The 23,596-nt window shown below is 71.0% G+C and carries 18 protein-coding genes; 2 read left to right on the top strand and 16 right to left on the bottom strand.

Annotation, left to right across the window (positions count from 1 at the left end; genetic code table 11):
• Nucleotides 1-54: 54 nt before the first annotated feature.
• A complete protein-coding gene (locus WMF26_RS20260; protein WP_437338713.1) occupies nucleotides 55-1,044 on the bottom strand; it encodes a diguanylate cyclase in 990 nt (329 codons plus the stop codon).
• Nucleotides 1,045-1,164: 120 nt separating this feature from the next.
• Between WMF26_RS20260 and WMF26_RS20255 the strand changes: the two genes are divergently transcribed.
• Together WMF26_RS20255 and WMF26_RS20250 are read left to right on the top strand one after the other, a co-directional pair.
• Nucleotides 1,165-2,490, top strand: coding sequence for a sigma 54-interacting transcriptional regulator (locus WMF26_RS20255; RefSeq protein ID WP_438001665.1), 1,326 nt, complete (start codon nucleotides 1,165-1,167; stop codon nucleotides 2,488-2,490).
• 1,198 nt (nucleotides 2,491-3,688) lie between these two features.
• Nucleotides 3,689-4,228 (top strand): DUF6036 family nucleotidyltransferase, encoded by a 540-nt coding sequence (locus tag WMF26_RS20250; RefSeq protein WP_438001664.1) that lies wholly within the window; start codon nucleotides 3,689-3,691, stop codon nucleotides 4,226-4,228.
• Nucleotides 4,229-4,285: 57 nt separating this feature from the next.
• Here WMF26_RS20250 and WMF26_RS20245 read toward each other — a convergent pair whose 3' ends face one another.
• The 15 genes from WMF26_RS20245 to WMF26_RS20175 all read right to left on the bottom strand — a co-directional run bounded on the left by WMF26_RS20245 (nucleotide 4,286) and on the right by WMF26_RS20175 (nucleotide 23,099).
• Nucleotides 4,286-5,107, bottom strand: a complete 822-nt coding sequence (locus WMF26_RS20245) for a hypothetical protein (RefSeq protein WP_438001663.1) — start codon at nucleotides 5,105-5,107, stop codon at nucleotides 4,286-4,288.
• Between the two features lie 28 nt (nucleotides 5,108-5,135).
• Nucleotides 5,136-6,923, bottom strand: a complete 1,788-nt coding sequence (locus WMF26_RS20240; RefSeq protein WP_438001662.1) for a protein kinase domain-containing protein — start codon at nucleotides 6,921-6,923, stop codon at nucleotides 5,136-5,138.
• Nucleotides 6,924-7,187: 264 nt separating this feature from the next.
• Nucleotides 7,188-8,357 carry a vWA domain-containing protein gene (locus WMF26_RS20235; protein WP_438001661.1) on the bottom strand — a complete coding sequence of 390 codons (1,170 nt, stop codon included), beginning with the start codon at nucleotides 8,355-8,357 and terminating at the stop codon, nucleotides 7,188-7,190.
• Between the two features lie 154 nt (nucleotides 8,358-8,511).
• Nucleotides 8,512-9,768, bottom strand: coding sequence for a pectate lyase family protein (locus WMF26_RS20230; protein WP_438001660.1), 1,257 nt, complete (start codon nucleotides 9,766-9,768; stop codon nucleotides 8,512-8,514).
• Between the two features lie 66 nt (nucleotides 9,769-9,834).
• Entirely contained in the window at nucleotides 9,835-11,325 is a 1,491-nt protein-coding gene (locus WMF26_RS20225) for a right-handed parallel beta-helix repeat-containing protein (RefSeq protein ID WP_438001659.1), read from the bottom strand.
• A gap of 259 nt (nucleotides 11,326-11,584) precedes the next feature.
• Entirely contained in the window at nucleotides 11,585-13,270 is a 1,686-nt protein-coding gene (locus WMF26_RS20220; protein ID WP_438001658.1) for a pectate lyase, read from the bottom strand.
• A 100-nt stretch (nucleotides 13,271-13,370) separates the two neighbouring features.
• The gene (locus WMF26_RS20215) at nucleotides 13,371-13,730 is read right to left on the bottom strand and encodes a cupin domain-containing protein (RefSeq protein WP_129575856.1); all 360 of its coding nucleotides are present in this window, start codon (nucleotides 13,728-13,730) and stop codon (nucleotides 13,371-13,373) included.
• A gap of 24 nt (nucleotides 13,731-13,754) precedes the next feature.
• Nucleotides 13,755-14,426 carry a bifunctional 4-hydroxy-2-oxoglutarate aldolase/2-dehydro-3-deoxy-phosphogluconate aldolase gene (locus WMF26_RS20210; RefSeq protein WP_438001657.1) on the bottom strand — a complete coding sequence of 224 codons (672 nt, stop codon included), beginning with the start codon at nucleotides 14,424-14,426 and terminating at the stop codon, nucleotides 13,755-13,757.
• A 13-nt stretch (nucleotides 14,427-14,439) separates the two neighbouring features.
• Complete coding sequence (locus tag WMF26_RS20205) at nucleotides 14,440-15,528, bottom strand: PfkB family carbohydrate kinase (protein WP_438001656.1); 1,089 nt, start codon at nucleotides 15,526-15,528, stop codon at nucleotides 14,440-14,442.
• A gap of 11 nt (nucleotides 15,529-15,539) precedes the next feature.
• Nucleotides 15,540-16,301, bottom strand: a complete 762-nt coding sequence (gene kduD, locus WMF26_RS20200; RefSeq protein ID WP_438001655.1) for a 2-dehydro-3-deoxy-D-gluconate 5-dehydrogenase KduD — start codon at nucleotides 16,299-16,301, stop codon at nucleotides 15,540-15,542.
• A gap of 5 nt (nucleotides 16,302-16,306) precedes the next feature.
• Nucleotides 16,307-17,647, bottom strand: a complete 1,341-nt coding sequence (locus tag WMF26_RS20195; RefSeq protein ID WP_438001654.1) for an MFS transporter — start codon at nucleotides 17,645-17,647, stop codon at nucleotides 16,307-16,309.
• A 134-nt stretch (nucleotides 17,648-17,781) separates the two neighbouring features.
• Nucleotides 17,782-19,158 (bottom strand): carbohydrate porin, encoded by a 1,377-nt coding sequence (locus tag WMF26_RS20190; RefSeq protein ID WP_438001653.1) that lies wholly within the window; start codon nucleotides 19,156-19,158, stop codon nucleotides 17,782-17,784.
• 918 nt (nucleotides 19,159-20,076) lie between these two features.
• The gene (locus tag WMF26_RS20185; protein WP_061626419.1) at nucleotides 20,077-21,369 is read right to left on the bottom strand and encodes a TRAP transporter large permease; all 1,293 of its coding nucleotides are present in this window, start codon (nucleotides 21,367-21,369) and stop codon (nucleotides 20,077-20,079) included.
• Between the two features lie 21 nt (nucleotides 21,370-21,390).
• Nucleotides 21,391-22,047, bottom strand: a complete 657-nt coding sequence (locus WMF26_RS20180) for a TRAP transporter small permease (RefSeq protein ID WP_438002429.1) — start codon at nucleotides 22,045-22,047, stop codon at nucleotides 21,391-21,393.
• Nucleotides 22,047-23,099, bottom strand: a complete 1,053-nt coding sequence (locus WMF26_RS20175) for a TRAP transporter substrate-binding protein (RefSeq protein WP_437947777.1) — start codon at nucleotides 23,097-23,099, stop codon at nucleotides 22,047-22,049. Before WMF26_RS20175 ends, WMF26_RS20180 begins: the two co-directional genes overlap by 1 nt.
• Nucleotides 23,100-23,596: the final 497 nt, after the last annotated feature.

The raw sequence follows: 23,596 nt of genomic DNA, 5'->3' as shown, positions 1-23,596 counted from the left end.
GCGCCTCCCCCGCTTCGCCCGCCGCGTCGGCGCCGCCCGGCCTCGCGGAGGCGGTCACGCGAGCACCAGGTCCTCGGGGCGGAACAGCTCCCCGTCGTACGTCGCGATGCGGCCCTTCTCCGTGGCCTTCGCGTGGTTCTTGGCCAGGTTGGCGCGCCCCTGGATCTCGCGGTCCGTCAGGAAGCAGTCGACGTCCGCGACGCACAGCCCGGCGGAGATCGTCGGCGCCCGCTCGACGCGGCGGTAGCGACGGCGGGCGAGCCGCGCCTGCAGCGCGCGCAGGAAGTCCACCGCCCACGCGCGCGTCGCGTTCGGCAGCGTGACCATGTACTCGTCGCCGCCGAACCGGTACGCGTGCCCGTGCCCGAAGACGTGCGCCTCGATGCTCTCCATGAGCGGCGGCAGCACGTGCAGGTCGACCGCGGTCTCGGTGTGCTGCACGTTGAACGCCTTGAAGTCGTCGATGTCGATGAACGCCACCGCGATCGCGGCGCCGCGCAGCGCGCACCGCGCCCGGTAGTGCGCCAGATCCGGGAGGAAGAGCCCGGGCGCCTCGAGGATGTGGAACTTCTCGTCGTACTCGCGCGGCCGGAGCGGCGGCGCCTCCGGCAGCACGGCCTCGGCGTGCCGGATCGACATGTAGTCCGTCAGCCGCGGCACCTGGAGCGCGCGCGTGGCCGCGAACCACGGCGCGGCCATCAGCTGCTCCAGCGCGTGGATCTCGCGCCGGAGGTGCCGGATCGTGTCGGCGTTCACGGCCTTCTGCAGCGGCTCCTCGATCGCCGTGGCGCTGTCGCGCCGCAGATCGATCAGGATGCGCTTGAGCAGCGGGCCCTGCGTCTCGTGGATCGGCACGTGCGGCTGGCGCAGCTCGAGCTGCCGCCCGAGGAGGCTCAGCTGCCCGATGAGCTCCGTCACCTCCGGCGGCTCGTAGCCGCGGAACTCCCGCCGGATCACGTCCGCCACGTCGCGGCGGAACGCGTCCGTGAAGCGGGTGACGCACTGGGACAGGGTCTTGGCCTCGGCCGGCGTGAACTCGGGCATCGCCGCGAGGATACCCCGCGGTGAGGCCGCCGAGCGCCCGGGGCGCACCGCGCGCTGGAAATCCGCCAGGAATTCGGAGATGCTGACCCTCCCCCTCGCTGCCCGTTCGCCGCCCGTTCCATGCACGACTCCACCCGGACGATCACGACCCTCCGAAGCGACGCGGTCGAGCTCCCGGACCTGCGCGTCCTCGTCACCCCCCAGAAGAGCCCGCCGATCGAGGCCACGCTCGGCGTCGCGCCGCTCGTCCTCGGCACGAGCGGCGAGTGCGATGTCGTCATCCCCGACTCCCGTGTGTCGCGCCGCCACTGCCAGCTGCGGTTCACGCCGCGCGGCGTCGCCCTCACCGACCTCGGCAGCAAGAACGGCACGTTCATCAACGACGTCCTGATCGTCGAGGGCTTCCTCACGCCGGGCGCCCTCGCTTCGCTGGGCGGCGTCCCGCTCACCGTGCGCGTCGGCGGCGCCCCGGTCGTCGTCCCGCTCTCCACCTCGGCCAGCTTCGGCGAGGCCCTCGGCAGCAGCGTCCCGATGCGCGCGCTCTTCGCCCGGCTCGAGCGCGCCGCGGCCACCTCCGAGACGATCCTCCTCCTCGGCGAGTCGGGCACGGGCAAGGAGGTCCTCGCCCGCGCCATCCACGAGGCGAGCCCGCGCAGCGGCGGCCCCTTCGTCGTGTTCGACTGCAGCGCCGTCGCCCCCAACCTCATCGAGGCCGAGCTCTTCGGCTACACGAAGGGCGCCTTCACCGGCGCCCAGGCCGCGCGCGCCGGCCTGCTCGAGGAGGCGAGCGGCGGCACGCTCTTCCTCGACGAGATCGGCGAGCTCCCGCTCGATCTCCAGCCGAAGCTCCTGCGCGCCCTCGAGGCCCGCCAGGTGCGCCGCATCGGCGCCGCCGCGTACACGTCCTTCGACGCCCGCGTCATCGCCGCCACGCACCGCGATCTTCAGGGCCGCATCGGCACGGGGTCGTTCCGCGAGGACCTCTACTACCGGCTCGCCGTGGTCGAGGCGGTGGTGCCGCCGCTGCGCGAGCGCAAGGAGGACATCCCGCTCTTGGTCGAGCGCTTCCTGGCGGCGCAGGTGCCGCCGCGCTCGCTCGCCGATCTGCCGCCGAACGCGCTGGAGCTGCTCCGCGGGCATCACTGGCCGGGCAACGTGCGCGAGCTCCGCAACACGGTCGCGCGGCTCGTGCTCTTCCCGCACCTGGCCGAGGAGGCGATCGTCAAGGTGGCGCCGCGGCCCGCCGACATGGGCGTCGTCCAGTTCGCGTCGCTGCCGCTCCGCGAGGCGCGCGACATGGTCGTCGAGCAGTTCGAGCGGACGTTCATCGCGATGAAGCTGCGGGACAGCGGCGGCAACGTCGCGCGGGCCGCCGCGTCGATGGGCGTCTCCCGGCAGCTCGTCCACCGGCTGATGGAGCGCTACGGGATCCGCAGCAAGGGCTGACGGGGCGCGGCGGGCGGCTCCTCAGGCCGTGGGCGGCGACGTTCGGGGAGCTCCGCGAGGTGAGCGCGATGCCGTCGAGCCCCGCGCTCGAGAGCAGGCAGGGGCGCGCAGGAGGGGGCTGGCGCTGCGCAGGAGCCGTCCAACTGTAGCGAAGGATACTCCGCGGGCTGTGTGGGAGGAGCTCGGGGGCGGCGCAGGAGGCGCCCGATTGTAACAAAGGACACTCCGAGTGCTGCGCAGGAGCGCGGCGGGGGCTGCGCAGGAGGGCCGCGGGGCGGCGCAGCAGGGGGTCGCGGGATGCGCAGGAGCGCGGCGGGGGACGCGCAGGAGCGCGGCGGGGCGGCGCAGCAGGGTGTCGCGAGATGCGCAGGAGCGCGGCGGGGCGGCGCAGCAGGGACGGCGGCAGGCAGCAGCAGGGCGGCGGCACCGCGCAGGCGCGCAGCCTCTGCGCACAGGACAGGATCCGGGCGCGCACTCTCACGTCGAGGCCGCAGGGGGACGCGCGGCGGACGCTGCGGGCCGGGTCGTTCACGATGTGATCCGTCGGCTGCTCGAGTTGGCATCGGAGCGGCGCGCGTTGCAGCAAGGGGAGAGACCGCAAGGGCGTAAGAGGCGCAATGGGACAGAGATGGAATTGTATTCTTCTCTTTCTCTTCCCCTTGCGTCCCTTGCGCCCTTGCGGTCCATGAATCGATTTTCGCCAACTTTCAGCGGACGCCTGAGCCGCCTCGCATCCGCGGCGCCGGCCGCGATCCTGTGCTCAAGGGCTACCTTGACGCGCGCTGCGGAGCTTGTGACGAGCGCCGGGCTCGCGTATCCTCCGAGCCGTGGTGGATGCACGTGACGCTTTAGCGGCGCGGGACGCTCGGCTCGCGGGTCACTGCCGCGAAGGGTATCAACTCGCGCTTCGCGATCCGACCTACCGTGCGGCCGTCCTCGCAAGACTGCAGCGAGAGATCGCTGGACCGCCAGACGACCTCTGGACAGCTATCCCGTGGATCTGGACCGCCACGCTCGGCGGCGAGCTGGCGAGGGGCGCTATGATCGCTGCCGTCGAGGACGCCGCCCGAGTTCTTCGCGGGTGGCTCGTGGGGATGGAGCCCCTCGAGGCGCTCGAATCGAGGTGGGCGGCGTCCTCCTCGGCCTCGCTTGGCCTCGGCAGTACCCTGCGAGCACACCCCTTTGCAGACCTCCGCGCATGGTCGATCCGTCCGCCGTCCGTCGCATCGTGATCGACGCCGCGAGGCTCGTCAAAACGGGCGAGATTGTGGTGTTCGGCAGCGCATCCCTCGCCTTCTGGCTCGAGAATGCTCCCACGTCGCGTGATGTCGACCTCTGGGTGACGCCCTCGGAGCGCGGAGATGCGGTCGAGGCGTTGATGGGCGAGCTGTCATGGTACCATGAACGGCACTCAAGCTATGTCGAGGTTCTCGGTCCAGAGACATTCGCTGGTCCCCGTACGTGGCGCGAACGCGCTCTGCGGCTATCGCTCCCCGAAGCACCAGGAGTCGCTGTGATCGTGCCGCATCCCCACGACGTTCTCATCTCGAAGCTGGAGCGCCTGGCCCCGTCCGATCGCGATCACATCCAACGAATTCTCTCCGAGGCGCCCATCGATCGCGATCGACTGGAGGCATTGGCAGCCGAGTCTCCCTACCGGACGGGAGACGCTCCGCCGGCGAGCACCGAGGCGTTCGAGCTTCACATCGCGGAGATCCTGGCGACACTCCCTCTCTGAACTCCGCAACCGGTTCCACGGCGCCCCGAGCGAGGCCGACGGGCCTCCCGCGGGCGCTCAGAACGATCCGCGCAGCGAGATCGCAGCGCCGTCCGGCAGCTGGGCGGAGCCCGTGGTCGGCGCCGCGGGGATCATCGGATCGAGCTGGAAGTACAGCACCGTCCCCACCCCCGCGACGACCAGCCCCGCGCCGGCGCTGATGGCGCCGGCCGTCCAGAGGGTGTCGATCGCCTCGACCTCGTCCGCCGTACACCCGGGCGCGCACCTGCTGCGGAGCTCGCTCCGGTCGACGTGCCCCTTGATGCCGAGGAACGCGCCCACGCCGACCGCCACCGCGCCGACGCCGGCGAGCACGAGCGGCCAGCGCTGCCGCACCGGCGCGGCCCCGCCGCGCGCCGCGGCCGGCGGCGCGGCCGCGGGGAACCGCACCGCGATCGGCAGCGCCTTGTCGCCCGGCGACACCGTGACCACGGTGGCGACGCGCGTCCCCGCCGCGTCCTCGAAGGTCAGCGTGTGGCGCCCGGGATCGAGCTCGATCGGATCCTTCGGGAGCGCCTCGACGAGCGGCGCGCCGTCGAGGAGCACGCGCACGCGGCCCGGCGCGTGGCCGTCCGCGGACGTGGCCGACAGCGCGACGCTGGGCATGTCACGCTCGACCTGCTCGCTCCAGCTCTGGCAGTCGCGGGCGAGCGTCGCCGGGCACGAGCTCACGCACAGACGGAGCTCGGCCCGGGCCCGCCGCAGCGCCCGGTCGCGGACGAGCTGCTGCGCTTGCTCGTACGAGGCCGCGCACGCTTCTCCCACGCCCTGAGCGCGGGCGCGCGAGCCCGCGAGGAGCGTGACGGCTGCGACGAAGGCGACGAGGAGGCCCCGTTTCATCGCAGCGTAAGCTACACGCTTCCGTCCTTCACAGACACTCACGCTTGATCCGCCGGATGCCGTCGCCGTCCAGGTAGTAGGGGGGCTCGCAGCGCGATCGCGGCCGCGCGCTGCGCGCGGGGGCCGCGGCGCGTACCCCCGCGGCGCGCTCCGTGGCGGCCGCGCGCGCGACCGACGCGGCCTTCGCGGAGGCGCTCGCGGAGGCCGCGGGTGCCGCTGCGGACGCGCTCGTGGCGGGCGCGGCTGCTGTGGCCCCTGGCGCGGCCCCCGAGGCCCCTGGCGCGGCTGCTGCGGCCCTCGACCCGGCCCCAGAGCCCTCCGCGACCCCAGAGCCCTCGACGGCCCCAGAGCCCTCCGCGACCCCAGCGCCCTCGACGGCCCCAGCGCCCTCGGCGACCCCAGCGCCCTCCGCCGCCGGCGCCGACGCGATGGCCGGCGCCGAGACCCTCGCGGGCGCCGAGGGCTCGCCGACGCCGGCGCGCTCGTCCGGCGCGGCCTCCGGCGCGGCCTCCGGCCGCGCGCCACAGCCCCTGCCGGCGACCACCGCGAGCAGGAGCGCGGCGGCCCCGAACGCCAGCGTCGAGGCGCGGACGAGCTGCGCGCTCACCCGCCGCGCCGGCCCCGCCGCCGCGATCGGCGTCGCGAGCGCGGACGCCGCCGGCCGCGCCATGTCCTCGACCGTCCTCGTCATCGTCGCGACCGTCACCGAGACCCGCGCCGCGCGCGCGCGCTGCCCCGCCGGCAGCGCCGGGCGCGTGTCGATCTCCCGCAGCGGCGCCTGGCCCACGGCGGCCGGGCCCGACGACGGCGCCGGGGCCGCGCTCCGCTGCGTCGAGGCCGCGCTCCGCTGCGACGTCTCGATCGCGGCGAGGCTCTTCGCCCGCGCCTCGAGCAACGTCCCCGCCGTCGCCTCGACCCACGCCCCGACCGCGCGCGGGCTCGCCGGCGAAAGCGCCTCCTCCAGCGCGGCCGCCATCTCCAGCGCGGTCGCGTAGCGCCGATCGGGGTCCTTCTCGAGCCCGCGGAGCACCACCTCGTCGAGCGCCTTCGGCACCTCGCCGTACGCGCTCGGCGGCTGGACCACGCCCTCGAGGATCCGCCCGTAGATCTCCGCGTCGCACTCCCCGGTGAACAGCCGCCGCCCCGTGAGCACCTCCCACAGGACCACCGAGGCCGCGTAGATGTCGGCGCGCCGGTTCACGGGCGCGCCGCGGAGCTGCTCCGGCGCCATGTAGCTGAGCTTGCCCTTGAGCTGCCCGACGCGGCTCACCTGGCTCCGCACCGCCGCGCGCGCGATGCCGAAGTCGAGCACGCGCGCGATGCCGTCCTCGCCGACCAGGATGTTCTGCGGCGACACGTCGCGGTGGACGATCTGGAGCGGGGCGCCGTCCTCGTCGGTCGCCTCGTGCGCCGCGTGCAGGCCCGCGAGCGCGCCGGCGACGATGGCCGAGCCGACCGGCTGCGGCACCTTCTGCCCTTGCCTGCCAGCCTCGCGAAGCAGGCTCGAGAGCGACTCGCCCGCGATGTACTCCATGACCACGAAGAGCTCGTCGTCGGCCTGGACGCTGTCGAGCGTGGTGACGACGTTCGGGTGGCGGATGCGCACCGCCAGCCGCGCCTCGTCGAGCAGCATCGACGAGAACTCGGGATCCCTGGCGAACTGCGGGTGCAGGCGCTTGATCGCGACGGTGCGCGCGAAGCCGTGGGCGCCGACGAGCCGACCGAAGTGGACGGACGCCATCCCCCCGGAGGCGATCACGCCGTGGAGCGTGTATCGATCGAGGGTCCTCCGCTCGCGCTCCTGAGCCGCTTCCATCGTCGCCCTGTTTTACAACATCTCGGCAGCGTTGCTGGACGGTAACATGCGCCCGCACGGTCGGCGGGCCCGCGGCGAGGGGGCGCCGGGCACCGCCGCGGATAACGCGCGGCGCTGCCCGGCGCGACGGATCCGCGCTCGGCCGAGCTGGGGTCGATGGAGGTGCAACGGTGTGCGTCCACAGTGTCAACGCACGGTTGACACGGATCGGCCCGACGGCGCGGCGGCGGGTCGGGCGCGCGGCGCTCGCGCGGCGGCCTGCGGCTACAGGGGGACCTCGATCACGCTCTCGCAGGTGAAGTCGACGCTCAGCTGCGCCGCCGCGTCCGCCTGGACCGTCGTGCACGTGTCGACGCAGAGGACGATCTGCGTCGGGCTCGCGGGCTCGTCGTAACGCCAGGCGCCCTCGGTCGCGCAGCTCTGATCGTACGCGAGCTCCGTGGCCGCGTTCGCGCCGTCCGTGTAGACCACGCGGACCTTCTCCTTGTCGAAGCTGCTCCCGTCGGGCGGGAGCGGGATCGCCATCGTGCACGACACCGCGGCGCTGCGGATCCGCTCGATCGCCGCCTTGAACGCGGCCGTGGTCTGCGAGGGATCGCCGGTGTCGATGAGGACGGCGCCCTCCGTGCCGCCCGCGGCCGCGATCTCGTGCAGGTCGTCGAGCGTGTCCGGCGCGCCGTCGATCGGCGGGTTCTCGACGCCGATGACGTACGTCAGGATGCTGTCCGCGAACGCCGCCTGGGCGTCGGCGACGACGGCGTCGATCGTGTCGGAGGCCTCGTCGCAGCCCTGCGGGTAGCCGTCCGTCACGAGCACGATCGCGTATTTCCCGGGGTTCTGCTGGCGCTGCGCCTCGATGAACGCGCTCGTGCCGCGCATCACCCACGCGGTCGGCGTGCCGCCGCGCCAGTCGCTCGAGGTCATCGGCTCGATCGCGTCGAGCGCCGCGCCGAACGCCGGCGACGGCAGCGGCGTGAGCGGCACGTCCGGCGTCGCGTAGATCTCGCTCGTGCACTTGTCGTCCTCGGCCGGGAAGAACGCGAGCGACGCCGTGAGCCCTTCGGAACTGGGGTCCGCGAAGAACTGCTGGGTCGCCGCGACCACGGGATCCCACTTGAGCGACTTGTCGTGCCACTTCTTGTCGCCCTTGCCCATGCTGCCCGACACGTCGAACGCGAAGGCCAGGTACACCGGCTGGAGCGACGCCGCCGCCGTCTGGGTCGCGCACGCTCCGCCGCCCGCGGGGCTGCCGTTGCCCGCGCCGCTCGAGCCGGGGCCGGGCTCGCCGCCGATGTCGAACGAGCCCCCTTCCCCGCCGGAGCTCCCGCCGGAGCTCGCCCCTGCGCCCTCTCCCGCATCGCTCGGGCTGCTGCCGCACCCGAGCCCGACCGCAGCCACGCTCAGCACCGCCATGGCAACTGGAAGCAATTTCATACGTCGTCGGCTCCTTGCACCACCGCGTCCCGCCCTCGCGCCGCAGGCATCGAGTCGCCGGGATGGCGGGTGGTCCCGGAACTCCGAAGCACGCCGGGTGCCAGGGCACACGGGAGTCTGTGCTGTCGATGAGGTGCGCTGTGCACAAACGTCGTTATCTCGGACCAGCGCACCGTGTCACGACGTCCTTCAGCGAGGCGCCGGCTGGGTCCAGCGCGACGGCGTACGGCGGGGTGAACGCGCTCCCCTGCCCCATGTCCTTCCGGGTGGTGTCCGACAGGCCGAGATAGGCATTCCCGGTCGCCACGATCTGCGCGGTCGGCTCGCCGTCGTAGAAGACGTGCGGATCCTTCACCCCGTCGAAGGTGTTGTTCTCGATCCGGAGCCGGGCCTCGAGTCCGCCCCCGATGGCGTAGTTGTTGCCGGCCGCCGAGTAGTAGTTGTTGAAGACGTGGACCTCGCCGAAGCGGACGCGCGGCATGCGCTCGACCACGCCGTCGGCCCACCAGTTGTGGTGGAACGTGACGCGGAGCCTCCCGGTGTCCTCGTCGCCGTTGTTGTCGCTGTGGCCGACCAGGTTCGAGAAGCGGTGCGCGGGATCCGGCGCGTCGCTCGTGTAGTGGAACTTGCACCACGAGACGGTCACGAGGTCCGAGCCGTGGACGACGTCGAGGTTGCCGTCCAGCGCGTCCCAGATCTCCACGTGATCCACCCAGACGTGGTGGGCGAAGTGGATCTGGATCCCGTCGTCGGCGGTCGAGCTGGCGTCGATCTTGAGGTTCTGGACGATGACGTTCTGGATCGGCGTGTCGATCGACTTCCCCCGGATCTGGAGCCGGCCCCGGAGGGTGGCGTCGGGGCCCGCGCCCATCAGCGTCTTGTTCGACGCCACATCGATGTCCACGCCGCTGATGTCGAGGTCGCCGGAGATCTGGATGATCAGCGGCTCGGGGCTCTCGGCGTACTCGACGAGCTGCTCGGTCGTGGTCGCCGTGACGGTCATCCCGCCGAGGCCGCCCGTCGTGGTGGCCACGCCGTGGCCGCTCACGCCCGCCCACCCGATCGGCGCGCTGGCGGGGCAGCCGTCGACCGTGCCGCCGCCGGAGCCCGAGCCCGCGCCGCCCCCGCCCGCGCCCTGGCCGCCGCCCCCGCCCGCACCCCCTCCGCCGTCGCCGCTGGTCGCGCCTCCCCCGCTGCCCGTGGTCCCGCTGCTGCTCGCGGTGCCGCTGCTCGTCGCGCCGCCGCTCGCCGTCGACGACGACGGCCCGCTGGTCCCGGCCCCGGACGACGCCGCGCCGGCCGCGCCGGTCGCGTCGCCGTCGTCCCCCGACGCCGCGCAGCCTCCCGCGCCAGAGAGCGCGACGAGGGCCGCCGCAAAGGGGGTGAAACGATTCGACCTGTCATGCCGCATGATTGCCTCCTGAAAGCGTGAAGAAAGACCGTTGCGCAGCCGCCCCCGCTCGGGCCGCCTCCGCGCTCACTCGACCTCGAAGGCGCCGAGGTCGGGCGCGGCGCCGGCGTACGGGAGCGCGGGGCCCTCGGTCGAGCCCGCGTCGACGAGCTGGCTTGTCGGGGCGAGCCGCAGGAAATTGGCCTTTGGCAGGCTGCCGTCGGGGGCGCGGGGGGCCTTGGCCAGCGCGCGATCGAGGCTGAGGAAGTCGGCGTCGGTGGCGCCCTCGAACGCGTTCGAGACCGCGGTGCCGACCGGCTCGTCGCTGGACTTCCTCGCGTGCGAGATGTTGTTGATGAACGTGTGGAACCCGCCCTCGCCGAACGCGAAGTTCATGGATCCGTTCAGCCACCCCGTGCAGTTCTTCACCGTGATGTTGCCGACGTTGTTGTTCTCGTCGAAGCCGCGGACCTTGTTGCCGAACGCGACGGAGCGCGTGATCACGTGGTCGGACGCGAGGCCGTTGCTCCCGCCCATCTTGAAGCCGTTGCCGTTGCCCATGTACGGCACCGGAGGCGGCGTGCTCATGTACCCGCCTTCCTTGTAGCCGTTGTCGAACGCCCAGCACTGGTCCAGGAGGACCGGCTTCAGCGGCTTGCCGTTGCGGTTGAACATGTCCCAGCCGTCGTCCGAGTTGTTCCAGGCGCGGCAGCCGTGAAACTCGTTCCCCTCGCCGACGTTCAGCTTGGGGGCGAAGCCGTCCGCGTCGCCGCCGTCGGGCGGGTCGAAGTTGCTGTACGAGTCGCAGTTGATGATCTTGTTGTGGGACGGCCACTCCTCCTCCGGGGTCTCCAGCTCGCCCAGCCGGCCGCCGAGCTGGAGCCCCGAGTCCCGGTTGTGGTGGAAGACGCAGCGCTCGACGAAGTTGTGGTGCCCCGAGATGAAGAGGCCGTTGTCGCCGGCGTTGGCGATCTCGATCCCCTGGAGGTGCCAGTAGCTGCCGTGCAGCTCGACGCCGCGCGGGCTGGCCGGGTCGCCCTTCTTGTAATACTGGTCCTTGAACTCGAGCACGGGCTCCTCGCCGGGATAGGCGAACAGGCGCTTCCTCTGCTCCGGCGTCCCGTCGTTCCCGTGGGCGATCTCGACGGTCGGGACGTAGAGGTACTCGCCCCCGCGCAGGTAAATGGTCTGGCCCGGTCGCACCAGGGTGATCGCCTTGTAGAGCGTGGTGGGCGCGTCGATGGTCCCGGGGTTGTCCTCCGCGCCGTCGGGGGCGACGTAGAGGTCGTCCTCCGAGGGCGGCAAATCCATACCGCCGGCGCCCGCCGAGGTGCTGGCGCCGGAGGAGACGGACGTGGCCCCGCCCTGCCCTCCGGTGCTGGCCGTCGTCGAGCCGCCACCCGGTCCTGCGGTGGTGGACGTCTGGCCGCCGCCCGAGCTCACCGCGCCGGCGCCCGCGCCCCCGGTCCCGCCGGAGGATCCATCGGGCTGGCCGGCGGGATCGCCGGCGTCGCCGCAAGAGGCCGTCGATGCGAGCAGGAAACCGGCGCCGAGCGCGGCGAAGATGAAAGAACGCATGCCGATGTCTCCAGGGCTAGGGGAATGCCGCTTCGCCAAGCCCGCTCCTGGTCATTGACAACAAGAAATTGAACCACCGAGGCGCAGAGGGCGCAGAGGAAAGAGAGATAGAGAGAGAAAGAAAGAGAGAGAACTTTCAGCTCTCTGCTCTTCCCTCTGTGTCCTCTGCGCCTCTGCGGTTCCTTCTCATCCCATCAGGAACGGACCAAGGCGACGCGGCACCAGCGGGTGCGGGGCGAGGGCGGGCGCCCTCGGGCGCTCACTGCACGGGCGCGACGTAGGAGATGAGGACGCCCATGTTCTTGATGAAGCTCTCCACGGTGATGCCCGTCGGCGCCTCCACGGGCGGGTACCCCGCCGGCGCCTTGCTCGGCTCGTAGGGCGAGGTGTCGTTCAGGTCACCGACGTGCGTCGTGGCGTAGGTGTCTTCGAGATAAGGCTCCGCGGTGCCCGGGCCGATGGGGGGGTTGGTGATGTACGTGAGCTTGACCGGCCAGTAGCCCTCTTGGTTGAGCTCGCTGACGACCTTCTGCGCATCCGCCTCGGTCACCGGCGTGGTCGTCATCGTGCGGCCGACGTAGAGATCGACGAGCGACACCTCGCGCAACGAGAAGTACTTGGGCAGCTCCGCCGGCTCGTCGGTCTTCAGGGGCGAGCCGGCCGTCAGCTCCTCGGGCGATTTGGCCTTCAGCTCGTCGTAGCGCTTGCGCATGGCGGCGACGTCGAGCTTGCGCGCCTGCCCGTAGTGGCCAATCGGCTTCTCGGGGTCCTTGTCGAAGTAATACTCGCCGTTGACGACGTTCGAGCCGCGCCGGTGGACGTACAGCGGAACGTCGGTCCCGATCTCGATGTACGTGGGGTGCGTGCGATCGGGGAAGAGCTCGATGAGCTCCGGCGTGAGCTTGACCTTGTCCAGCCAGTCCAGCGCCTCGGGCACGCGGGCGATGTACTTCTCGTCCCCGGTCAGCTCGTAGAAATTGAGGAGCTGCTGGATGTTGTTGGCCGTCGTGTGCGTGGTCAGCGCCGTGGGCTCGTACGTGCGCGCGCCCACCGGCTCGCCCTCGAGCGTGAACTGCAGACCCCACGCGGGCTGCGGCGCGGGCTGCTGCATGGCGACGAAGTTGTCCATGGCGCGCTCGATGTTGTCGAGCAGCTCAGGCTGGCCGAGCGCCATGCGGCACATGATCAGGAACTTGATGTTCTCCCCGGCCACGTCGTCGTTGAAGGTGACGAGGCTCGTGTAGTCGGGCTTGCCCTCCTCCTTGCTCATCAGCGGGAAGCGCTGCGGCCAGCCGCCCCCGGGGTACTGGGCCGTGGTGACGAAGCCGATCGCCTTCTCGAGCGGCCCGCGGAACCGCTCGTCCTTCTTCTCGAGGTACATGCGCAGGAGGAGCTGCGAGGCCACGGCGGTGCCGGCGTCGTCGAACGTCGCGTTGCCGTAGTAGTGGTGGAACTCCTCCAGCCGCCATCCGTTCTGGCCGATGGTCTCGTACCAGTCCTTGAGCGACTCCTCGCCCGCGAAGTCGTAGATGTAGTTCCAGCCGCCGGCCTCGTGCTGGGCCTCGATCAGGGCCAGGGCCACCTGCTCGGCGGCCTTGTAAAAGAGCTCGTCGCCGGTCGCGTGGTAAGCGTCCAGGTAGGCGTGGCCCATCGACGGCGTGCCGGGCGGCTGCACCCACAGCATGGTGCGGAACGCCTCCATCTCGCCCCAGCTCTGGGAGAGATCGGGGAGGTAGCTCCACACGTAACCGCCCTTGTACGCGACCTTCTCGCTCATGAAGGTGGCCGCGCGCTTCATCGCCTCGTAGTACGGCACCATCTCGGGCGGCACCTCCGGACCGGGGCCCGGGCCGGGACCGGGACCGGGCTCCGGGTCGCTGTCCTCGCCGCAGGCGGCCAGCACCACGGGCAATAGCATCGACATCGCGAACGTTCTGCGTTTCATAGGTTCCTCGATCGCACGGGGGCGCTGCGTCGGTCACAGGCCCGCCGAAAAGACATGATGATTGTGGTGAATTGGCGAGACAGGCGGGGCTTCGCCGCGCTCAGGGCATGTAGTCCTCGCGGGCAGGCGTGAACACGTCGAGCACGACGCTCGGCTCGAACGCCCAGGCCTGGTGCTCGACGCCCCCGCGGACCACGAAGCTGTCCCCTGCGCGCACCTCGAACTCCTCGTCCGCGCACGAGAACTTGAGGTGTCCGGAGATGACGTAGACCAGCTGATCGTGCGGGTGGCTGTGGCGCGCGCCGGCCCAGCCGATCTCCATGTGGTGCTCGACGAGCATCATGTTCGCGTTGTGGGCCAGGATGCGGCGCTTGAGCCCAGGCTCGGGCGTGAAGAACACGACCTCGCGGCTGCGCACGCGCATGAGGCTCGGGACATCTCTCTTTTGAAGGCTGCTCATGGTTCTTCTTCTTCCTCGATACGACTAGGCCCGCGCGCCGCCCTTGAGATCGGCCCGCGCGGCGCTCACCACCGACATGAACTCGCGCGCGCGCTCGGTGAGGACCTCGTCCTTGCCCGCGGCGAGCGCCGCGGCGTCGACGAGCTCGCCGCCGACCCCGAGCGCCACGGCGCCGGCCTCGATGAAGTCCCTGGCGGTCGTCAGGTTGACCCCGCCGGTCGGCAACATCTTCACGTCCGGCAGCGGCGCGCGCAGGGCGCGCAGGTACTTCGCGCCGCCCATCGCCGAGCACGGGAACACCTTCACCGCGTCGGCGCCGGCGTTCCACGCGGTGATCACCTCGGTCGGCGTGAGGCCCCCGGGGAAGACCGCCTTGCCGAGGTCGTGCGCCGCGCGGATGACCTCCAGGTTGAGCCCCGGGCTCACGATGAACTCGGCGCCGGCCTCGATGCACCCGCGGGCGGCGTCCGCGGTGAGCACGGTGCCCGCGCCGACGAGGACGTGGCGCCCCATGCGGGAGGCGATCTCGTGCATGACCGACAGCGCGTCGGGGACCGTCATCGTGATCTCGATGACCTCGATGCCGCCCGCGCGCAGCGCGCCAGCGGCCCGCACGGCGAGCTCTCCGCTCGGCGCGCGCACGACGGGGACGATGCCGATCTCCTCGATGCGGCGGACGACTTGCTCTCTGTTCATGGTTTGACCCTCGTCATCGTTCAATCCTCGCGCCGCCGCCGCCCATGGCCCGCCGCACCTCGGCGAGCGACGCCATCGAGGTGTCCCCCGGGGTCGACATCGCCAGCGCCCCGTGCGCCACGCCGCACTCGAGCGCCCACTGCGGGCCCTGATCGGCCAACAGGCCGTAGATGATCCCCGAGGCGAACGAGTCGCCGCCGCCCACGCGGTCCAGGATCTCGATGTCTCGCTGGGGGACCTCGTAGAACTCGCCCTTGTAGTACAGGATGCCGCCCCACCCGTTCACGCTCGCGGTCTTGGCCGTCCGGAGGCTCGTGGCGACGACCGAGATGTTGGGGTACGCCGCGACGACCTCGGAGATCATCCGGCGGAACCCGTTCGTGTCGAGCTGGCTGTAGCTCGTGTCCACGCCGGAGATCTCGAAGCCGAGGCCGGCGACGAAATCCTCCTCGTTCCCGAACACGCAGTCGACGTAGGGCATGAGCGCGCGGTTGACCTCGCGCGCTCGCTTCTGGCCGCCGAAGTTCTTCCACAGCGAGGGCCGGTAGTTGAGGTCGTAGGAGATCCGCACGTCGTGCTCGCGCGCGGCCTCCATGGCCTCGCGCGCGACGCCGCCGGCCGCCTCCGACAGGGCGCAGAAGATGCCGCCCGTGTGGAACCAGCGCGCGCCGCGCTCGCCGAAGATGGTCTTCCACGGGAGGTCGCCCGGCTTCAGCTTGGACGCGGCGCTGTGGCCGCGGTCCGAGCACCCGGCGGCGGCCCGGGGCCCGAAGCCGCGCTCGGTGAAGTTGAGGCCGTTGCGCACCTCCCGGCCCACGCCGTCGTAATCGACCCAGCGCAGGAACGACGTGTCGACCCCGCCCTGGAGCATCAGATCCTCGATGAGCCGGCCGACCGCGTTGTCCGCGAGCGACGTGACGATGGCGGTGCGGAGCCCGAAGCAGCGCCGGAGCCCGCGCGCCACGTTGTACTCTCCCCCGCCCTCCCCGACGTCGAACGTCCGCGTCGTGTGGACGCGGCGCTCGCCCGGGTCGAGGCGCAGCATCACCTCACCGAGGCTCACCTGGTCCCACGCACAACCTTTTGCACTGCGAATCTGCATCTTCCCGCTCCTCAACGGCCCATCCAGCCGCCGTCGACGACCAGCACGTGGCCGTGGATGTATTTGCTCGCCTCGGCGCACAAGAAGTGCGCCGCCCCCGCGATGTCGCTGGCCTCGCCCCACCGGCCGGCGGGGATGCGCTCGAGGATCTGGCGGCTGCGCGCCTCGTCGGCCCGGAGCGCGGCCGTGTTGTCCGTCGCGATGTAGCCGGGCGCGATCGCGTTCACGTTGACGCCCCTCGCCGCCCACTCGTTCGCGAGCGCCTTGGTCAGCTGCGCGATCCCGCCCTTGGACGCCGCGTAGGCGGGGACCAGGATCCCGCCCTGGAACGAGAGCAGCGACGCGATGTTGACGATCTTGCCCGACCCCTGCTCGAGCATGTGCTTGCCGGCGATGCGCGACAGCCGGAACGCGGACGTCAGGTTGACCTCGAGGAGGAGGTCCCAGTCCTCGTCGGAGTACTCGACCGCCGGCGACCTCCGGATGAGCCCCGCGTTGTTCACCAGGATGTCGAGGCGCCCGAGCTCGGCCTTCGTCCTCCGGATGAGCTCCTCGTGCGCCGCGCGATCGGCCAGGTCCGCGGCCGTCCCGATCGCGCGCCGCCCGAGCCTCCGCACCGCGTCCATCGTGGCCTCGCCCGGCTCGTCCTTGCCGTGACAGGCGATGTCCGCGCCCGCGGCCGCGAGCGCCGTCGCGATCGCCGCGCCGATCCCCGTGGCCGAGCCCGTCACGAGCGCGACCTTGCCGTCCAAACGAAACGGATCGTTCGTCATACCAACTATCCTTGGTTCAATCGCGCGGCCTCGAGCCGCGGCACGAGCAGGTGAATGATGGCGAGCGCGAGGAGGTACGCGGACGCGGCCATGATGAAGAGGGTCGAATAGCTCCCGGTGAGCTGCAGGACGTGGCCGGCGATCTGCGCGATGAGCATGCCGCCGATGGCGCCGGCCATGCCGCCGAGCCCGACGGCCGACCCGACGGCCTGCGACGGGAACATGTCGGTGGTGAGCGTGAACAGGTTCGCCGAGAAGCCCTGGTGCGCGGCGGTGGCGAGGCCGAGCAGGAGCACGGCCACCCACAGCGAGTCGGTGCGCGTCGCGAGGAAGACGGGCGCGACGCCGAGCGCGCACACGAGCATCGCGGTCTTGCGCGCGGCGTTCGCGGTCCAGCCGCGGCGCATGAGCATCGAGGAGAACCAGCCGCCGGCGATGCTGCCCACGTCGGAGAGCAGGTAGATCGTGACGAGCGGCGGCCCGATCTGGAGCAGGTTCAGCCCGTGCTTTCGGTTGAGGAAGTCGGGGACCCAGAAGAGGTAAAGCCACCAGAACGGATCGGTCATGAACTTGCCGATGGCGAACGCCCACGTCTGGCGGTGCGGGACGAGGGTGAGCCAGCCGATCTTGCCCGGCGACGGCGACGGCTCGCTCGTGATGTAAGCCCGCTCCGCCGGCGAGACGCGGGGGTTCTGCGCGAGGGGGGAGTAGAGGATCAGCCACGCGACGATCCAGAGCGCCCCGATCGCGCCGGTCAGCGCGAAGGCGGCGCGCCAGCCCCAGGTCACCGCGATCCACGGCACCACGAGGGGGCACACGATCGCGCCGATGTTGGTGCCGGAGTTGAACAGCCCGGTCGCGAGCGCGCGCTCCTTCTTCGGGAACCACTCGGCGATCGTCTTGAGGGCGCCCGGGAACATCCCGGCCTCGCCGATGCCGAGGGCGAACCGGGCCGCCGAGAGCCCGCCGGCGCTGCCGACGAGCGCGTGCGCCGCCGCCGCCAGGCTCCAGAACCCGACGGCGAACGAGAAGCCGCGCCGCGTCCCGATGCGGTCCATGAGGCGGCCCATCGTCAGCATCCCGATCGCGTAGGCGGCCTGGAACGACGTGACGATGTTGCCGTAATCGATATCGTTGTAGCCGAGCTCCTTCTGGAGCGTCGTCTTGAGGACGCCCAGCACCTGGCGATCGACGTAGTTGATCGTCGCGGCGGTGAACAGGAGGGCGCAGATCACCCAGCGGTAGCGCCCGACGCCGGTGATGACGCTCGGCGCGGCGTCGTCGCCGTAGCTCCGCTCGGCCCCCGCGTGCAGCGGAGGAGCGCTCACGGAGACATCAGGTTTCATCACCATGCTCACCTCCCCACGTTTTCGCGAGCGGTAGGCAGCTCATCATTCGAAGATCCTCTCTCTTTGTGTGTTAAGAGCCATCACGCTGGCTTCGGTCCCGCGGCGAGCGGGCGGAGCACGCGAGATCTGCGTCAGAACGCCGGGCTCGCCTTGAAGATCCACTCGACGTTCAGGCCGAAGAAGTGCTCCCACGTGCGCTTGCTGAACACGTCGTCCTGCGGATAAAGGGCCTTCGCGCCCTCGTCGCGCCGGGTCACGAGCCAGATGAAGCGGAACTGCGGGCGCTTGAAGTCGCCCTTGCCCGCCGCGTTCAGGAACGGCACGAGCCCGAAGCGCACGAGGCTCGCGCTGTGGTGGCTCGCTCCGGGGTGCGCGCCCGGCGCCGCGGGGTCGGCCGGCGGCGGGACCCTCCCGCGCCGCTGGGCCTGGTACGAGCCCTCGACGGCGATGCCTCCCCAGTCGCGGATGTAGTAATGCGGTCGCACCACGAAGATGCCTTCGTCCAGATCGGCGAAGTCGAACGGCTCGCTGGCGTTGCGGAACGAGCGCACGTACCCCGAGGCCATCAGGCCGAGCTTCCCCGTCTCGTAGTTGCCGCTCATGGTGAACATGAGCTCGTGCGCGCCGGACGCGGTGCCGTCCGGCGCGGGCTGCGTGGGGGAGCCGAACTCGCCGTGGGCCGCGAGGTCGCCCGCGTAGCGGAGGAAGAGGTGCAGGTGCCCGTTGTCCACGCCGGTGAACGGGCTGATCTGCGCGCCGATGACGTACCCGGAGTCGCGCGGCAGCCGCTCGTAAACGCCGGCCTCCGCCGTCTCGCGCGTGCCCGACGGCAGCTGGTGCAGCTCGCCGTAGAGGATGCCCTTGACGCCGCCCTTCTCCCCGATCGGGACGGTGTGGCTCGCCTTGAAGCTGGTGATGAGCCGCTGGCGATCGAGGAGGTTGACGTTCGCCGTGCCGGGCTGGTTGAGCGCCGGCGCGCGCTCCACCGTCTGCAGGTAATACGGCGTGAGCGGCCGGTTGACGCCGGCGTGCGCCGCGAAATACGTTTTCTTCGAGGGCAGGTCGTAGCGGACGCCCCCGCCCAGCGTGTTCAGCCAGTCGAGCGGCCAGAAATCGAGCAGCTCGGAGTTGTCACCGCGGTAGAGGCGCGAGCCGATCCACACGGACAGCCCCTTGACGCCGAGGTCGCGCTCCTCGACGAAGGCGTTGCGCACGGACATGTTGACGTTCCACGGCCGCGCGTTGTTGTAATGGAGGACCGGGGCGTCCACGACGAGGCGGACGGCGGCCCGCGTGGTGGCGCCGGTGGACTCCCAGTAGTCTTGCCGCTCCAGGTCCAGCTGGATGAACGTGGACTCGTCGAGGCGCGATCCTCTCAAGACAATGTCGGCGTCGCGCCCCGGCCCGAGCTCGGCGTCCGTGGCCGCGACGGCGCGGCTGACGGCGCCGAAGAAGAACCCGCTCTCCACCGGCGGCGACGGCGGCGCGGAGGGCTCTTCTTTCTGCACCGGCTGCTGGGAGGGGGGGACGGCCGCGGCCCCGGTACCCCCGGCGTCGGGCGCCGGAGCCGCGCCCTGGGCGGGCGCCGCCGCGGCGGGCGTCTCGGCGGGCGGGTCCGTCGCCTCGGGCGCCTGGTCCGGCGCCGTCGCAGGGGGCAGCGGCTGCCCTTTCGCGACCGAGGGAGCCGCGCAGAGGGCGGCGCCGAGCAGCGCGCAAGCCAGGTTGCGCGCGCTCGCGAAGCGGGTAGTTGGCGCAGCCGCGCCTCCGCCTGCCGAGCGCGCGCCGCATCGCGAGCCACGCGGAACATCATGCCCAGATTGGCAACAGGGATTGACGATGGAATTCAAGAGTGCGCCGATCTCGTGAAGGGTTGGACCTGCGCCTGCGCGATCAGCGGGGCTGTCGTCGAGGCGAGCGACGCCCGACAGCACGCCTTGTGGCTCGCTCCGCGTGGGGTGCGCTGGCAGCGTCCATGCTCGATTGCAAACCACGAGCCAGGGGCACACAGCGCCGCAGCGGCGCCGTGGCGCGCGCGACGCGCCGAGGTGGCGATCCGAGCCCAGGCCCGACCGCAGCCGCTTTGGGCCGAATCCGACCGGAGCGCACGATTTGCCCCGACGCGCCCCGGCGACGACCTGGCGCGCTCCGCCCGAACGGGAGGCAGATTCCCCCGCAACGCCGTAAACTCCCGGTTGACATAGGCGACAGCGGTGATTGACGCGCGCAGGGGCCGGCGCTGTCGCGCATGAGCGCCTGCGGTAGCGGCGAGCGCCCATCGAGGGTGAGCGTGCGAGTCCAGGAGGGGTTTGAAGGAGCGCCGGAGCGGAGCTCCTCCGGCGGTGCGCGGGGGCGGCGACGGCGTCGAGAGCGGCCTTCCCGCCCTGCCGGCGCGGCGCTGTGCGGGTCGCGGGCGCGGGGGCGCGGCCTCAGAGGTTGAACTGCGCCGGGAGCCAGAGCGAGAGCTGGGGCACGTAGCTGATGAGCATCAGCGCGACGATCATGGCGGCGAACATCGGAATCATCGGCCGGACCACCTTCGCGATCGTGGTCTTGCCGACGCCGCAGCCCACGAACAGGCAGGTGCCCACCGGCGGGGTGCACAGGCCGATGCACAGGTTCGTGACCATCAGGACGCCGAAGTGCACCGGATGGATGCCCATCCCCGTGACGACCGGGAGGAAGATGGGCGTGAAGATCAGGACCGCAGGCGTCATGTCCATGAAGGTGCCCACGACGAGCAGGAGGACGTTGATGATGAGCAGCGTCGCGAACGGGCTCTGGGCGATCCCCAGCATCGCCTGGCTGACGCTCTGGGGCACCTGCTCGAAGGCGAGCACCCAGCTCATGGCCTGGCTGGCACCCACCAGGATCATCACCACCGCCGTGGTCTTGGCGGACTTGAGCAGGATCCGCGGCATGTCCTTGAGCTTGACCTCACGATAGAACAGCGTCCCCAGCAGGAATGCGTAGGCCACGGACACCGCGCTGGCCTCGGTCGCCGTGAACACCCCGGCGAGGATCCCGCCCATGACGATCAGGATCAGGAGCAAGCTGGGGATCGCCTGGGCGAAGCTCCGGACGACCTCGTTGAACGGGACCTTCTCGCTCACGCCCACCGGCTGCTTGCGGTTGGCCAGGAAGGCCACGACCATGATGCTCAGGCCCACGAGGAGGCCCGGGACGACGCCGGCCAGGAACAGCGCGGCCACCGACACGTTCCCGGCGACCACGGCATAGACGATCATGATGTTGCTCGGAGGGATGAGCAGCCCGGTGGTGGCCGAGGTCGTGGTCAGCGCGACGCTGAACTCCCTCCCGTAGTTCTTCCGCTCCATCTCGGGGATCATGAAGCCTCCGATGGAGGAGACGGCGGCCGCCGCCGAGCCCGAGACGGCCCCGAAGAGCATGCACGTCAGCGTGTTGACGTACGAGAGGCCGCCGTGGAAGCGGCCGACCACGGCGCTCGCGAAATCCATGAGCCTGCGGGCCATGCCGCCCTCGCCCATGAGCAGGCCGGAGAGGACGAAGAAGGGGATGGCGAGCAGCGGGAAGCTGGCGATGCCGGTCGAGATGCGCTGCGCCACGATGTAGGCCGTGGGCACGTCGCCCAGCGAGGCGATCGTCAGCACCGTGGAGAGGCCGATACAGACGGCGACCGGCACGTTGAGGAGGAGCAGCGCGAAGAAGCTGAACACGAGGATGAGGACTTGGATTTCCATGGCGGGCCCGGCTCTGGAAGGTTATGCGTCGGTGACGGGCTCGCCTCTCCTCGGCGACACCCGCCCGGTGAACAGCTCCACCAGGTTTTCGATGCAGAACATGAGGAAGAAGACCCCGCTGATGGGCACGGCCAGGTAGGCGTAGCCCACCTGGATGTCGAGCGCGGGCGACGTCTGCTTGGACTCGAGCGTCTTGACGACGAGCGTCCAGCCGCCGTAGATCAGCGCGAACGCGGCGAAGAAAGCCACCAGGAGCTCGATGGCGATCGCCGCGACGCGCTGGGCCGCCGGGTCCATCTTGCCGACGAAGTAGTCGACGCCGAGGTGCGCTCTCTCGCCGTAGGCGAGCCCGGCGCCGAGGAGCGAGATCCAGACCAGGAGATAGACGGCGAGCTCCTCGGTCCAGCGGCTCTGGTTGCCGAGCACGTAGCGGGAGAAGACGCCCCAGAGGGTGTCGAGCGTGAGCACCGCGAACGCGGCGACGAGCACGACCTCCAGGGTCCTGATCAGGCCTGCGTGCAGCCTGTGCAGCGGCCCGACGACGGCCGGCGCTCGACGCCCCGCGCTCGGCGCGCCGGCCGGGCCCACGTCCGGCGGTTGTACAGGCGACGGCGGCTCCTGAGGAGCGCTCGTCTCCTCGTCGAGCAGGAGCCCTGCCCTTCGCTCCTGGACGTCCATCACTCGACCTCCTGGACGCGCTTCACGAGCTTGCCGAGCTCCGTGCCCTCGAGGCGGTCGTACATGGGCTGGACCTGCTTGCGGAACGGCTCCTTGTCCGGCCGGTGGATGGTCACCCCCGCCTTCTTCAGCGCGTCGAGGGACTCCTGAGTGCTCTTCTTCCACGCCTCGCGCTGGAAGACAGCCGACTCATCGGCCGCCTCCTGGACCCACCGCTGGACCTCAGGGCTCAGCGACTCCCAGATCTTCTGGCTGAACAGGATGATGTCGGGGACGCTCGTGTGCTCGTCGAGCGAGTAATGCTTGGTGACCTCGAAGTGACGGCTCGTGAAGAGGCTGGGCGGGTTGTTCTCGGCCCCGTCGACCATCCCCTGCTGCAGCGCGGAATACAGCTCGCCGAACGCGATCGGCGTCGGCGCGGCGCCCATCTGCGAGACCATGTCCATCGCGGTCTTGCTCTTCATGACGCGGATCTTCTTGCCCTTGAGATCCGCAGGGCTCATGACGGGCGCGTCCGCCGTGTAGAAGCTCCGGCTCCCGGAGTCGTAGTAGCAGAGGCCCCGCACGCCCACCTTCGCCCCGGCCGCGGCGAGATCCTTGCCAACGTCGCCGAGGAGCACCTTCCAGAAGTGGTCCTCGTCCCGGAAGAGGTACGGCAGCCCGAAGAGCGCCATCTCCGGGATGAAGCTCTCGAGCGGCGCCGTGGAGGTCTTGACCATCGCCAGCGCCCCTCGCTGCACCTGCTCGATGCTCTCCGTCTCGCTGCCCAGCTGCCCGTTCGGGAAGATCTGCAGCTGCACGGCGCCGCCCGATTTCTTGTCGAGCTGCTTCGCCATGTACTCCATGGCGACGTGCACCGGATGCGCCTGATCGAGCGCGTGCGACAGCTTCAGGACCACTTTCTTCGTGCCGGCGCTCGCCGCGCCGGCAGCCTGCCTTTCACCGGCGCCCTCCGCCGACGCGGGGCGGGCCAGCACGGAGAAGGCGCCGGAGGTGACGATGGTCCCCAGCAGGCAACCGAGCACGAGGAAGGAGACGGCTTTCTTGTCCATATCGATGCACGCTGGAATCGGGGTTATCGGTGAGGGTTGAACGGCGCTGCGCAGCGCGGCGCCCCGGAGGCCGATGGCAGCCCGCGGCAGGCACGCCTCGACGGCGGCCACGCGCGGAGCTCAGGGGCGCTCGGCCCATGGACCGCGGTTGTGCAATCGCTGCGCCAGGGAGGAAGCTGCGCCCTCCCGCGCTCGCCGGGCGCTCCCGGGGTCCCCGCGCGCCGGGGCGCTCCCGCACGAAGAGACGCTGCCTCCTGGAGACAACGTAAACCCTGGCGCCGCGGCCCTCGGCGCCCGACGTCTTCATCTCGCGCGCGCCCTCCGGAGGCGCGGGGCGGGTCAGCAGCGCGAGCGCGCGGTAGGCGAGGATGGCCCCGAGCAGGTAACAGAGCGCGATGAAGAAGGCGGTCATCTTGGCCATAGCGATGCATCCGAAGGGTCTTCGGTGAGGACGAAGCGGTGCCGGCGCGGCGCTGCGGTACGTCGCGGGGCCGAGC

The organism is Sorangium sp. So ce185, from assembly GCF_051526825.1.
GTDB lineage: Bacteria > Myxococcota_A > Polyangia > Polyangiales > Polyangiaceae > Sorangium > Sorangium cellulosum_D.
Note: the sequence above shows the minus strand (reverse complement) of the source record. Positions and strands in the feature narration are given on the sequence as shown.

What these genes read in the sequence shown, in the direction of transcription:
- kduD (WP_438001655.1), bottom strand. Translation starts at nt 16,301, where the DNA reads ATGACGAACGATCCGTTTCGTTTGGACGGCAAGGTCGCGCTCGTGACG.
- WMF26_RS20260 (WP_437338713.1), bottom strand. Translation starts at nt 1,044, where the DNA reads ATGCCCGAGTTCACGCCGGCCGAGGCCAAGACCCTGTCCCAGTGCGTC.
- WMF26_RS20180 (WP_438002429.1), bottom strand. Translation starts at nt 22,047, where the DNA reads ATGGACGTCCAGGAGCGAAGGGCAGGGCTCCTGCTCGACGAGGAGACG.
- WMF26_RS20225 (WP_438001659.1), bottom strand. Translation starts at nt 11,325, where the DNA reads ATGCGTTCTTTCATCTTCGCCGCGCTCGGCGCCGGTTTCCTGCTCGCA.
- WMF26_RS20235 (WP_438001661.1), bottom strand. Translation starts at nt 8,357, where the DNA reads ATGAAATTGCTTCCAGTTGCCATGGCGGTGCTGAGCGTGGCTGCGGTC.
- WMF26_RS20195 (WP_438001654.1), bottom strand. Translation starts at nt 17,647, where the DNA reads ATGAAACCTGATGTCTCCGTGAGCGCTCCTCCGCTGCACGCGGGGGCC.
- WMF26_RS20210 (WP_438001657.1), bottom strand. Translation starts at nt 14,426, where the DNA reads ATGAACAGAGAGCAAGTCGTCCGCCGCATCGAGGAGATCGGCATCGTC.
- WMF26_RS20245 (WP_438001663.1), bottom strand. Translation starts at nt 5,107, where the DNA reads ATGAAACGGGGCCTCCTCGTCGCCTTCGTCGCAGCCGTCACGCTCCTC.
- WMF26_RS20230 (WP_438001660.1), bottom strand. Translation starts at nt 9,768, where the DNA reads ATGCGGCATGACAGGTCGAATCGTTTCACCCCCTTTGCGGCGGCCCTC.
- WMF26_RS20250 (WP_438001664.1), top strand. Translation starts at nt 3,689, where the DNA reads ATGGTCGATCCGTCCGCCGTCCGTCGCATCGTGATCGACGCCGCGAGG.
- WMF26_RS20205 (WP_438001656.1), bottom strand. Translation starts at nt 15,528, where the DNA reads ATGCAGATTCGCAGTGCAAAAGGTTGTGCGTGGGACCAGGTGAGCCTC.
- WMF26_RS20240 (WP_438001662.1), bottom strand. Translation starts at nt 6,923, where the DNA reads ATGGAAGCGGCTCAGGAGCGCGAGCGGAGGACCCTCGATCGATACACG.
- WMF26_RS20175 (WP_437947777.1), bottom strand. Translation starts at nt 23,099, where the DNA reads ATGGACAAGAAAGCCGTCTCCTTCCTCGTGCTCGGTTGCCTGCTGGGG.
- WMF26_RS20255 (WP_438001665.1), top strand. Translation starts at nt 1,165, where the DNA reads ATGCACGACTCCACCCGGACGATCACGACCCTCCGAAGCGACGCGGTC.
- WMF26_RS20185 (WP_061626419.1), bottom strand. Translation starts at nt 21,369, where the DNA reads ATGGAAATCCAAGTCCTCATCCTCGTGTTCAGCTTCTTCGCGCTGCTC.
- WMF26_RS20215 (WP_129575856.1), bottom strand. Translation starts at nt 13,730, where the DNA reads ATGAGCAGCCTTCAAAAGAGAGATGTCCCGAGCCTCATGCGCGTGCGC.
- WMF26_RS20220 (WP_438001658.1), bottom strand. Translation starts at nt 13,270, where the DNA reads ATGAAACGCAGAACGTTCGCGATGTCGATGCTATTGCCCGTGGTGCTG.